Genomic DNA, 11945 nt, shown 5'->3' with positions numbered 1-11945 from the left:
GTAAAATGATGATTTCAACGTCTTGCCTTATTTTTGTTCTGGCATTTTATTGGTTGATTGAAAGATTGTAATTAGGCCATTCATTGATCAATACGAGAGTTAGCGGTATTTTTGCTAGCTCTTTTTTATTATTGCCTCTGGTGACCTCATAATACGAACGTATAGTTCAATAATGAAAGGGCTACCGCTTGGTAGCCCTTTATTCACCTAATGAACAGAATTGTTCAACTTTATTTAATTAGCACAAGCAATATTTTTTGTAATGCAATGAATACCTCCACCTAAAATTGATAATACTCATCGTGCGCTTCATGTTAATTGTGGAGAGCCTTGGGTCGAGGAATGTGAGGAAGAGTTTTTTATTGCGGTTAGACTTTCTAAGGAATGTGGTGAAAAGGACCATGTCCAAAAAATATATAGGATCTTTGATTATTGCGACGAACACCTTATCGACTATGATTTTCCCATTGGTTCGATCATTTGCAAATCCAGTGTGGAGGAAGGGGTCTATGATCCTGATTATTATTCCAATAAAATCAGCTATAAGCATAACAGCGAGCTACTTTATATCAAGCCAAAGGGCAACTATTTGATCATGAATCACAAGGGGTCTTACGAAAGCTTGCCCGCATCCTATGAGAAGCTAAAGTCATATATTGCCTTGCCGCTAGTAATTTGACCATTACGGGCAATGCCTACGAATATGAATTACTTAGTTATTTAGCTGTTGGGGATCCAGATAAGTATGTCATTCAAATCGCGATTCAAATATAAAATTGCATTTCCGCTGTTTAGTGCAGCCTTTCGCTACACTAACGGGCAGCTTAGTAGAGTAATAGTTATAGTATTTGGATTGACAATATCAATGTATGTTATGATGATATAAAGCTATGAGTAAGTTAAAAGATAATCTAGTACTTGGAGGGAGTATCCATCACTAACGTCGTCCTGAATGATGCAATGACCATGTTGAAGAAAACGAGCCGTACTTTTTATATTCCGATAAGTAACTTGGATTTAGGATTGAGGGAGGCTGTAACATCTGCCTATCTGTGTATGCGAGCTATAGATGAAATCGAGGATCATGAGGAACTCACAGACCGATTGAAAGTGGAGTTATTGCTCGGGATACACGAGGCATTTCAATCCCCACATATTATCGATGCAACACAAAAATTACTATCACCTTATGGGGCAGTATTACCTGCTGTTACAATGCAACTCGATGAGTGGGCGCTTCTTTGTCCACCCTCCGGAGCTTCAATCGTATATGATTACATCGCAAAGATGTCGTTACAAATGGCCGAATGGGTTCAGAACGGGTGGAATATTCATACGGAAGAGGATCTGGATCGCTATACCTATAGCGTGGCTGGTATGGTTGGAGAAATGCTATCAGAACTCTGGATGTGGCATGATGGGACGCAATCGGATTTAACGAAGGCGATTGCCTTCGGAAGAGGACTGCAGTCGGTAAATATCCTCCGAAATAGAGCGGAGGATCTTAAACGTGGCGTTGACTTCTTTCCTGACGGTTGGGGATTCAATGAGATGCAACAGTACACACGTCGCAATTTACAACTCGCCGACTCTTATGTCGCAGACCTGAAGGAAGGTCCAGCATTGAAATTTTGCAAGATACCATTAGCACTAGCTCATGCTACGGTAAAACTCATCGCTGTTGGTGGAAACAAATTAACGAGAGATGCGGTTCTAAAAATTGTGAGTCGTGTGACTGGATAACATAATTGTCTTATAGATTTTGATCAACATAAAAAAGACTTCATTCACCGTAAGGAGGAAAGGTGATTGGAGTCTTTTTGCACTTGCTCCTACATCAAAGAATTAACGTTGAAAGCCTTGCAGTTGTTGTTCAGCCATTTGTACCAATCTTTTCGTAATACCGCCACCGATAGAGCCTGCATCGCGTGTAGCGAGATTTCCATTGTAACCATCTGGTTGTAGAGGTATTCCTAATTGTTGAGCTACTTCAAATTTCATTTGATTTAAAGCCGCTTTTGCTTGAGGAACAACTAATGTGTTATTGTTTGCCATGGAAAAAATCACTCCTTTTTCTGGTGTACTCTTATAATGTGGAGTGGAAGGAACTATTATACATTCATATTTACTGCGGTTATGAAAAGGCAAAGTATTGGAAAACATGTACAGTAACGAATTTTGTTAAGATGTTTGTCATAACAGCAAGAGGATAGTCCTGATGATAAAACATCTAGGATTATCCTCTTTTTTGTACCAAACATTTATTCCCCCTTGCTACTTTCTTTCGTACCAATAACCAGGAAGGTCTCTCTCCAGGCGTAGTAGAGCCTCAAGATAAAAATAATCTCCCCAAATGACAAAGTCGTCAGGTGACAGGTTGCCGCGCACATAATAAGATCCGCGTTTCAACAATCCTTCTGCGTCAGGGTCATTCATTGTCGAATAATTCGACACAAGTGAATTCATGGAGCGGTTGACAGCCTCTTTAAAGAATGAAATGTCCGGGTCATCAGCTTGCAGGTGCTTCATCAGCTCTAACATGCCGCAGCACGCAATGGCTGTAGCCGAGCTGTCGCGATAATTGTTGGGATCTTCAGGCAAGTTGAAATCCCAGAACGTAACATAGTCTTCAGGTAAATGTTTGATAAAGTAATGTGCCATTCTGCGCGACGTTTCCAAAAACAGGGGGTCTCCCGTATATTTGTAAGATAAAATAAAACCATAAATTCCCCATGCTTGTCCGCGGGTCCATGTCGAACCATTCGAGTATCCTTGATGCGTGCTCCCTCCGACTGGTTCGCCCGTCTCCATATTGAATGTAAAGGTATGATAAGAGGAATCGTCACCCCTTACTAAAAATTTTCTGCTTTTATTGGCATGTGTAACAGCAACATCCAGGTAACGGGATTCACCTGTTTGTTCGTAAGCCCAATATAGAAGTGGAAGATTTAGCAAACAATCGATAATGATTCTTCCGCCGTTCTTCGGATCTCCAGGTTCACCCCACGCTTGAATATATTGCCCTTCCGGGCGCCAGCGCTCTAACAAACAATTTGCTGCACGCAGTCCAAGTGCTTTGGCGGATTCGTCTTTGTCAATCATCCACTGGGCAACTGCAGAAGGGAGGTACAGAAAGCCGATATCGTGATGGTTAATGACTCTACGCTCTTTCAAGCGGCGATCAAAGCTTCGTACAGTCTGCACAGCTGCTTTCCGGAACGCTTCATCCGAATTGTATTCGTAACACATCCACAACAGTCCGGACCAGAATCCTTCCGTCCAGTCATCATGATAGCTTCTTTTATAGTCTCCGCCGTCTAGACCTGTATAAGGAAACAGTTCCCCAAACTTATTAATATTAATTTTGGTTTTAAGTATTGCGTCTTCAATAGCTGCTGTCCACATATGATTACCTTCCTTTGTTCTTATTAATTTAATACATTCATTATAAATCGGGTGCTATGCCTGCGATATGTTGAATTCCTACAATCAGAGTTTGAAAATAAACAATTCATTAACAATAAATACAATTGGATTAACAATAAGTGCTGAAGTATGAAAAAGATGAGGTCGTGATTTACTTCGTGGATTGAATTATGTCACAATAGGAAAGGTTATCAAGAAGGAGGGACAGCAATGAATCTGGAGAGACTGTGGAGGAAACGAAAAAGCGTCATTTTTGCATGGCTCATCTCCTACACGGCCGTAGTTTTTTTCCCGATTCTAATGAGTGTGATCATGTATCGTGAGGCAAGTATAAATCTAAAAAGCGAGATCAATCGTGCAAATGATGCATTGCTGAAACAGGTACGAGATACAATCGATACTCAGATTGAACGGATGAAACGGTTGGATACAGAAATTACGTGGAATTTAAAAATTCAAGATTTATTTTACACGAACAAAATGGAGAATGAAGCGCAATATACCGCTTATCAGATTGCAAACGAATTGAAATTATATCGATCCTCTTATTCCACTATCAATGATTTTTATGTCACATGGGACAAGCAGCAATCTGTTTTGTGTCCCGGCTGTGTCAGAGATTTTCATGTTGAATTTGATGCTGTACATAATACGGGAGCAATGACTTTCGAAGAATGGGAACAGGCTGTTCTTCATGCTACGGGCAATCGATTCATCATTTTGCCTTATTCTGATGCATTAGCCCCCAAGCAATCGTTTGCTTATCTCACGCACATGCCGGCAGGAACAAGTGAAAAGACGTCCGGTACGGTTGTAGTTATGACCGATGTGGCATGGTTTAAGAAGGCGATTGAGAATTTCCTGGGCTTTAGTGGAGGGCAAATGTTCATTATGGATGAATCCGATCGTGTGTTGATCTCCAACACCAGTGAACCTCCGTCGCAGGGAATTTTGGACCAGTTGAAACAAATGGAAGACGGTTTGTCTGTAGCCCCAAGTGCGTCCGCTCAATCTGAAGTATTTTATATCAAATCGGATGTGTCTGGCCTTAAATATGTCTCGGTGGTCCCAAGCCAAATCTATTGGCAAAAGGCGGAATACGTTCGTCGCTTTACTTACATCAGCATTATTTGCAGCATAATAGGTGCAGGGCTGCTGACTCTTTTCTTTATGCGCCGGAACTATTCTCCAATAAGAAAATTGGTCCAGGTACTCTCTGGAAATGACATAGAAAAAAATGTGTATTCGAACGAGAACGAATTGGGGTTTATCCAAAAAGCGGTTGTCAATACGCTAACGGAGAATGAACAAATCTCCTTGCAGCTGCAGAAGCAAAGTCATATGCTTCGATCCAACATGCTGAATCGGCTGCTTAAGGGGAAGCTCGATGCACATATCCCCATTAGCGAGGCTTTTACTAAATTTGATATTCAATTTGAGTCTGATGACTTTGCCGTTATATTATTTTACGCGGAGGATGTTGAAGCCTTCTATTCGGGTTATCCGGAGATGGATTTGCAAAGTAAAAACAGGCTATTGCATTTTATTTTGACAAATGTAGTTGAAGAGCTTGTTGGGCAAAAGCAGCATCGTGGCTATGTCACCGAGCTGGATGAGATGCTCGCTTGTATCGTTAATTTCACCCATGAAGAGCAGGAGCAGCGTAAAAAAGACTTAAGGTGGATCACTTCGGAGGCTCAGCAATTTCTGTCGGAACGTTTTAAGATTCAACTTACTTTATCTTACAGTGGTTTTCACCAGACCTTGGCCGGAATTGCGCAGGCGTACCAAGAAGCGCTTGACGCTATGGAATATAAGCTGGTGCTCGGAAAGACGGAGATCATTTCATTCGACGAGATTCAAACGGATGTTTGGACTGAGGAGCAGCTAGGTTACTACTATCCGCTTCAAGTTGAGCAGCAGATGATCAATTTTATTAAAGTGGGCGATTTTGATAAAGCCAGCGCTGTCCTTAAAGAAATCAGCGAGAGGAATTTCAACAGGCCGCTCGCTTCGATCACATTGGCGCGCTGTGTCATGTTCAATTTGATCAGTACGATGATCAAGACAATTAACGAAATCGGAGGTATGGAAGAAAGCTTCCTCGCGAAAAATCCTCGTTGGATGGAGCAAATAGCCGCCTGCGGTACGATAAAAGAGATGTATGAGCAGCTCACTTTTTTACTGCGTGAAGTTTGCGAATATGCCTCTTCGAAGCTCGAAACGAATGTCACCAAAGGGAAAGCGGAGTCTTTACGCGGTTTGGTTGCAGAGGTAATGGATTATGTTAATAGTCATTACGAGGATATTAATTTGAATGTCAATATGATCGGAAAGCAGTTCGATTTGAAGCCGAGCTATTTGTCACAATTGTTCAAAAATCTGACTGGGGAAAGCTTGCTTGATTATATCGGGAAATATCGTATTGAGAAGGCTAAGCAATTCATTCGGGAAAAACCGATCCCCATTGCCGAAATCGCCAAGCTCGTTGGTTTCAACGAGGCGGCGACCTTTATACGCGTTTTTAAAAAGTATGAGGGAATTACACCGGGGAAATATAAGGAAATGGAATTGTAATGGGGAGCGGACGAATAAGTCCTCTTCCTCTTTTTTTAGATGGAAAGTGATGAATTGAAGATAGAAATGGACTTTTTGAGCATGTGCGAGCAGGTTTCATCAACGATTTTGGAGCTTTTCAACATTTATTTTTAGTTGTCTGGAAGTCATACTGAGAACTGTAAGCTCAGCGCAAGGCTTCAACAAGATAAATTAAGGGGGACTCTAGCACATGAACAAAAAGAAAAAAGTATTTGCCTCCATGATGATGTTAACGATGGTTGGCAGTTTGATTGCAGGCTGCGCCGGAAAAAGCGATTCCGGGCAAGCGCCGAAAGAGACGACGGCTGGAGCCGAAACTGCGGCAAACGGCAATGTGTATCCGCTTAAGGTAAACAAAAAATTAACCTATTGGGGCGATCTGAATCCGAATGTTGCCAGCACAAAGCCGAACTTTGACCAGGTTCCTTTCTTTCAGGAGTGGCAGAAACGTACGGGTGTACAGCTGCAATTCACTCAACCGCCTGCCAACCAAGCGAAAGAAGCGCTTAACATGCTTATCGCTTCCGGGGATCTCCCTGATATGATTGAATATGCTTGGGGCAGCGACTTCCCAGGCGGCGGGCAGAAGGCAATCAACGACGGATATATTTTAAAACTGAACGATGCCATTGATAAGTATGCGCCCAACCTGAAAAAATATTTGAAGGATCATCCGGAAGTAGACAAGCAAATCAAAACCGATGACGGTAGTTATTACGTATTTCCGTTTATCCGTGGCGATAATGTGCTGAAAACGTATCAAGGCCCGATCGTCCGGAAAGACTGGCTGGATGAGCTCGGACTGCCTGTTCCTACGACAATGGATGAGTGGTATGCCGCACTAAAAGCATTTAAGGAGAAGAAGGGAGTCGCTGCTCCGCTTACTTTCCTCGGAACGCCAACATCCTTGTTTGGTTTAGACGGCGGCGCTTTTGTAGGTGCGTATGGCGTTATCAAAAACTTCTACTTGGCTAACGGTGAAGTCAAATACGGTCCAATGGAGCCGGGCTACAAGGAATTTTTGGCGACGTTCCATAAATGGTATGAAGAGGGGCTAATCGACAAAAACATTGCGACCGTAGATACAAAGACAATGGACTCCAATATGACCTCAGACCGCAGCGGCGCGAGCGTATGGAATACAGGCGCAGGTATCGGTAAATGGACGCCGCTCATCAAGCAGAAGGACGCGAAAGCTCAGCTCGTACCGGCGCCATACCCAGTGCTTAAGAAGGGCGATAAGCCAATGTTTGGACAAAAGGACTTCTCCTATGTGCCAATTGGATCCGTTGCCATTTCAGCAAAGTCCAAAAATATTGAAGCAGCCGTTCGAATGCTGGATTACGGTTATAGCGATGAGGGGCATATGTTCTTTAACTTCGGTACCGAAGGGACAAGCTACAAGCTTGAAACCGATTATCCGAAATATACCGACATCGTGATGAAAAATCCGGATAAACTGGCTCCTGCTCAAGCACTTGCTTTATATGCCCGCAGTGGATATAACGGACCATTTGTCCAAGACAAACGATATATTGAACAATACTTGACGATGCCGGAGCAAAAAGATGCGATTCAAATCTGGTCGCAAACGGATACTGAGAAATATAGGATTCCGCCGATTACACCGAGTCCTGCCGAGAGTACTGAGCTTGCTACAATTATGAACGATGTCAACACATTGGTTGATGAAATGAGCTTGAAAATCATTCTGGGGACCGTGCCGGCCGATTCGTTCGACAGTTATGTCACAAAGATGAAGGCACTTAAAATTGATCGCGCCATTCAAATTGAGAAAACAGCTTTGGATCGCTATAACAAACGCTAATGCACGGTGGCGGGGAAATCCTCCCCGCCTTTCTTGCTCAAAAGGAGGAGCTTGTTCATGAATAGGAATATGCAGGCATCACTTGACACAAGATCAAGACCCTCTGCTAATGTTACTTTCCGTTCAAGATTGCTTAAAGATTTCATACTAAACAAATATCTGTATCTGATGATGCTTCCTGTTTTGGCCTACTATATTATTTTTCAATACGTGCCCATGTACGGGGCGATCATCGCTTTTAAGAACTACTCTCCTATGAAAGGGATATTAGGCAGCGATTGGGTCGGTTTAGACAACTTTAAACTCTTTTTTGGCTCATATTATTTCTGGCGCATTTTGAAAAACACACTCGTGATCAGTCTTTATTCACTCTGCTTTGAATTTCCTATGCCGATTATTCTCGCTCTCTTGCTGAATGAGGTGAGAAATAAGGCATTTAAGAAAACCGCGCAATCCATCGCCTATATGCCTTACTTCATTTCTATGATTGTCATTTGCGGTATGATCAAGGATTTCACCAATAGCGGCGGATTCATCAATACGCTGATCACCCAAGTATTCGGCGGCGACGGTCAAGCCATGCTGCAGAAGCCGGAGTTGTTCCGGCCCATCTATATCATATCGGAAATTTGGCAGCGTATTGGTTGGGAGTCCATTATTTATATGGCTGCATTAACAGGAATCGATCAAGAACAGTACGAAGCTGCGCGAATAGACGGAGCTTCCAGATTACAGCAGATCTGGCGGATTACGCTTCCGGGAATTATGCCTGTCATCGTGATTATGTTTATCTTGCGGACAGGAAACTTGTTGAATGTCGGATTTGAAAAAATTATTTTGCTGTATAATCCTGTTACTTATGAGACGGCTGACGTCATTTCCTCGTTCGTATACCGGAAAGGCCTGCTTGAATTTAACTGGAGCTATAGTACAGCAGTAGGATTGTTTAATTCGGTGTTAAATCTAATTCTATTAGTGGTCGCCAATCGTTTGAGCCGCAAAGTCACTGAAAACAGTCTATGGTAAAGGAAGGAGGCTCCATCATGCCAACAAAAATTAGTTTATCTGAACGCCTATTTGATGGAGCGGTATATCTCATATTAAGTATTCTTATTATCGTGACGGTGTATCCGCTTCTGTATGTTACATTCGCATCATTCAGCGATGCTGGTCGAATCGTATCTCATCAAGGGCTGCTTTGGAAACCACTAGGCTTCAATTGGGAAGCTTATAAGCTGGTTTTTTCAAACTCTGCTATCTTAACTGGCTATAGCAACACGTTATTTATTCTCGTTGTCGGTGTTGTCTTTAACTTGTTCTTAACCGCATTGGGCGCTTTCGTGCTCTCTCGCAAAAACGTGCTATGGAATAAGTTTTTTACCTTTTTGATCTTGTTTACGATGTTCTTCAACGGCGGCTTAGTTCCACTCTTTTTGCTTGTAAAAGGCATCGGTTTGTTGGATTCGCTCTGGTCTGTGATTATCCCGTTTGCGATCAACACGTTCAATTTGATCATTATGCGCACCTCATTTATGTCGATACCGGACGCGCTTGAAGAATCCGCAAAAATCGACGGCGCCAACCATTTTGTCCTGTTGTTCCGGATCATCCTGCCATTATCATTACCGGTCTTGGCCGTTATCTCTCTTTATTACGCAGTTGATAAATGGAACGCTTGGTTCTATGCTTCACTGTTCATTAAAGACCGCGACTTGTTTCCGCTCCAAGTCATTTTGCGCGAAATTTTGATCTCCAATTCGACGGATAGCATGTCATCGGGCGGAGGAGACCAATACCAGATCGGAGAAACGATCAAATATGCAACGATCATGGTTGCGACAGTTCCAATTTTGTTCGTTTATCCTTTCTTACAAAGATTTTTTGTCAAAGGGGCTATGGTTGGAGCTGTTAAAGGCTAAAACTGGGGTTCATTGGCAAAGGAGGTTTTAGTATGCTGATGCAACATCTGGACGGGAGGTCGCCGGAGTCATTATTTGTCTCTTCGGCGGCTTACCGGCCATTTCCGGCACTCCTTGAACGGAGGGCCTGGCTGGAACTACCGAAGCAAACAAGGGATGGGTTACTCAGAGACGGTGAGGATGCTCTCTCGTACACATGGCCTACACTGCCTGCTATTCGGTATTTAGATTATAAACGGGACGGCAATCGAACGAGATTCCAGGAATTATATTTTTCACGCAGAAAGATGCTTGTTAAACTTGTCTTGGCTGAATGCGTCGAAAATCGAGGGAGATTTATTGATGCTATCGTAAACGGCATATGGGCTGTGTGTGAAGAATCGTGTTGGACGTTGCCGGCACATCTCTATTTATCCCCAAAAGCGAAGGATGACGGTCTGCCTGATGTGTCGGAACACGCCATTGATTTGATGGCAGCTGAAACAGGCGGCCTGCTTGCAGCGATTTATTATTTGCTTCGAGAGAGCTTGGATGGGGTAAGTCCTGCAATATCCAAACGAATTCGTCATGAACTTCGGCTGCGTATTTTTGAACCTTATTTGACAAGGAATGATTTCTTCTGGCTCGGGCTAATCTCGGATCGTCCGGTTAACAACTGGAACCCTTGGGTGAATTCGGGCTGTTTGTTCAGTTTCCTGCTGGTCGAGGATGATACAGCTATTCGGATCAAGGCTATAACCAAAATCATAACTAGTCTTGACCGTTTCTTGCAATCGTATGCGGCAGACGGCGGCTGCGACGAGGGGCCTGCCTACTGGGATCGGGCGGGTGGAGCCTTGTTCGATTGTCTCAATATGTTATATGAAGCATCGAATGGCCAATTTGATGTTTTCGACGAGCCGCTGATCCGGCAAATCGGTCTTTATATATGCAGAGCTTTTATCGATCGCGATTTTTATGTGAATTTCGCTGATGCTAGCCCCCGTCTGTCTGTCGACTGCAGTGTTTTATACCGTTTCGGGCTCCGTTTGAATGAGCCGCATATGATTGGTCTAGCGAAGTACGCAATGGCCTCTATGCGGGAAAGGGAAGATAACTCGTCGCTTCACCGTGTGGTGCCGATGTTATTTAAACTGGATGAGATGCAACAAACGGAAAGTACTGCGCCTTATATAAAGGATGTATGGCTACAGCATATTGAACTAATGGCGGCTAGAGAGCAGGAAGGAAGTGCAGCGGGTTTCTTTTTGGCGGCAAAAGGAGGCCATAATGACGAATTTCATAACCACAATGACGTCGGCCAATTTGTCGTTTACTATAACGGATTACCTGTACTTATCGATCCCGGAGCGGAAACCTACAGCGCCAAAACATTCGGCCCGCAGCGATATGAAATCTGGACAATGCGATCCGTTTATCATAATCTGCCTGTCATCAACCAATGCGAACAACAGAACGGACAGTCGTTCACTGCCACTGAGGTATATTATGAAGCAAATGACCTTGCAGCTGAGCTATCCATGAGCTTGGCAAAAGCGTACCCGGCAGAAGCCGGTATTATCGATTGGCGCAGAAGCTGCAGGCTGCAAAGAGAAGCGGTTTCTTCTGTCGTTATTACGGACACGTTTGAATTGCAAGCCTCGACCTCTGACATTCAGATAAATTTTATGACACCGCATGAACCTTGGCTTGAATCTGAAAACAGACTGTTACTTAAGCTTCCCGATGGGACATCGATAGTGATCGAACTGAACCTGGGCGTAGACACACAGATAATGATCGACACCATTCCTTTATCGGATGAGAGGATGAGAAGCGCTTGGGGAGAGCGGCTATATCGTATTGTGTTGTCGCCGAAACTGCCTTTGCGCAGTGCAAAATGGATGTATAGAATTCGTACATGCCAATGAAAAAATGGCGTTGAAATTATGTTTTATCGGGTTTCCTGACAAACGACGACAGGCTGGTAGGGGGTTTCGACAATGACGGCAGAACAGAAGGAACGACTACTCCAGGCGCAGCTGCGCGACGTAGTCGAAATGCAGGCGATCTACGAAGCAGCGGCAAACGGTACAAGCGCTGTGGAAGCTTGCCAGGAAATTCTAGGCGACAGCTTTTCGTTAAGCGCCAACGTAGCCGCTGGAATCGAACAAGGGGGAGCGGTATACGTGTAG

At 43.6% G+C, this 11945-nt stretch carries 9 protein-coding genes; 7 read left to right on the top strand and 2 right to left on the bottom strand.

Annotated elements, in window-relative coordinates; translation table 11 throughout:
• Nucleotides 1-960: 960 nt before the first annotated feature.
• Nucleotides 961-1743: a squalene/phytoene synthase family protein gene (locus AC58UU_RS23665; RefSeq protein ID WP_497319345.1), complete on the top strand. Its 783-nt coding sequence runs from the start codon at nucleotides 961-963 to the stop codon at nucleotides 1741-1743.
• Nucleotides 1744-1845: 102 nt separating this feature from the next.
• On the opposite strand, the gene AC58UU_RS23660 is transcribed toward AC58UU_RS23665, so the two are convergent.
• A complete protein-coding gene (locus AC58UU_RS23660; RefSeq protein ID WP_171644979.1) occupies nucleotides 1846-2055 on the bottom strand; it encodes an alpha/beta-type small acid-soluble spore protein in 210 nt (69 codons plus the stop codon).
• A gap of 219 nt (nucleotides 2056-2274) precedes the next feature.
• Entirely contained in the window at nucleotides 2275-3405 is a 1131-nt protein-coding gene (locus AC58UU_RS23655; protein WP_497319344.1) for a glycoside hydrolase family 88 protein, read from the bottom strand.
• 231 nt (nucleotides 3406-3636) lie between these two features.
• Here AC58UU_RS23655 and AC58UU_RS23650 point away from each other — a divergent pair, with 231 nt between their 5' ends.
• The 6 genes from AC58UU_RS23650 (at nucleotide 3637) to AC58UU_RS23625 (ending at nucleotide 11945) form a co-directional block, all read left to right on the top strand.
• The gene (locus AC58UU_RS23650) at nucleotides 3637-6003 is read left to right on the top strand and encodes a helix-turn-helix domain-containing protein (protein WP_497319343.1); all 2367 of its coding nucleotides are present in this window, start codon (nucleotides 3637-3639) and stop codon (nucleotides 6001-6003) included.
• Between the two features lie 211 nt (nucleotides 6004-6214).
• Complete coding sequence (locus tag AC58UU_RS23645; protein WP_497319342.1) at nucleotides 6215-7852, top strand: extracellular solute-binding protein; 1638 nt, start codon at nucleotides 6215-6217, stop codon at nucleotides 7850-7852.
• A 69-nt stretch (nucleotides 7853-7921) separates the two neighbouring features.
• On the top strand, nucleotides 7922-8878 hold the full coding sequence (locus tag AC58UU_RS23640; protein ID WP_497319361.1) for an ABC transporter permease: 957 nt from the start codon (nucleotides 7922-7924) through the stop codon (nucleotides 8876-8878).
• 17 nt (nucleotides 8879-8895) lie between these two features.
• Entirely contained in the window at nucleotides 8896-9771 is an 876-nt protein-coding gene (locus AC58UU_RS23635) for a carbohydrate ABC transporter permease (protein WP_497319340.1), read from the top strand.
• Nucleotides 9772-9803: 32 nt separating this feature from the next.
• Entirely contained in the window at nucleotides 9804-11681 is a 1878-nt protein-coding gene (locus tag AC58UU_RS23630; RefSeq protein ID WP_497319339.1) for a heparinase II/III domain-containing protein, read from the top strand.
• A 72-nt stretch (nucleotides 11682-11753) separates the two neighbouring features.
• A complete protein-coding gene (locus AC58UU_RS23625; RefSeq protein WP_497319338.1) occupies nucleotides 11754-11945 on the top strand; it encodes a hypothetical protein in 192 nt (63 codons plus the stop codon).

The sequence above is a fragment of the Paenibacillus sp. JT22N1 genome (assembly GCF_059692155.1).
Note: the sequence above shows the minus strand (reverse complement) of the source record. Positions and strands in the feature narration are given on the sequence as shown.

What these genes read in the sequence shown, in the direction of transcription:
- AC58UU_RS23645 (WP_497319342.1), top strand. Translation starts at nt 6,215, where the DNA reads ATGAACAAAAAGAAAAAAGTATTTGCCTCCATGATGATGTTAACGATG.
- AC58UU_RS23650 (WP_497319343.1), top strand. Translation starts at nt 3,637, where the DNA reads ATGAATCTGGAGAGACTGTGGAGGAAACGAAAAAGCGTCATTTTTGCA.
- AC58UU_RS23625 (WP_497319338.1), top strand. Translation starts at nt 11,754, where the DNA reads ATGACGGCAGAACAGAAGGAACGACTACTCCAGGCGCAGCTGCGCGAC.
- AC58UU_RS23655 (WP_497319344.1), bottom strand. Translation starts at nt 3,405, where the DNA reads ATGTGGACAGCAGCTATTGAAGACGCAATACTTAAAACCAAAATTAAT.
- AC58UU_RS23640 (WP_497319361.1), top strand. Translation starts at nt 7,922, where the DNA reads ATGCAGGCATCACTTGACACAAGATCAAGACCCTCTGCTAATGTTACT.
- AC58UU_RS23665 (WP_497319345.1), top strand. Translation starts at nt 961, where the DNA reads ATGACCATGTTGAAGAAAACGAGCCGTACTTTTTATATTCCGATAAGT.
- AC58UU_RS23660 (WP_171644979.1), bottom strand. Translation starts at nt 2,055, where the DNA reads ATGGCAAACAATAACACATTAGTTGTTCCTCAAGCAAAAGCGGCTTTA.
- AC58UU_RS23630 (WP_497319339.1), top strand. Translation starts at nt 9,804, where the DNA reads ATGCTGATGCAACATCTGGACGGGAGGTCGCCGGAGTCATTATTTGTC.
- AC58UU_RS23635 (WP_497319340.1), top strand. Translation starts at nt 8,896, where the DNA reads ATGCCAACAAAAATTAGTTTATCTGAACGCCTATTTGATGGAGCGGTA.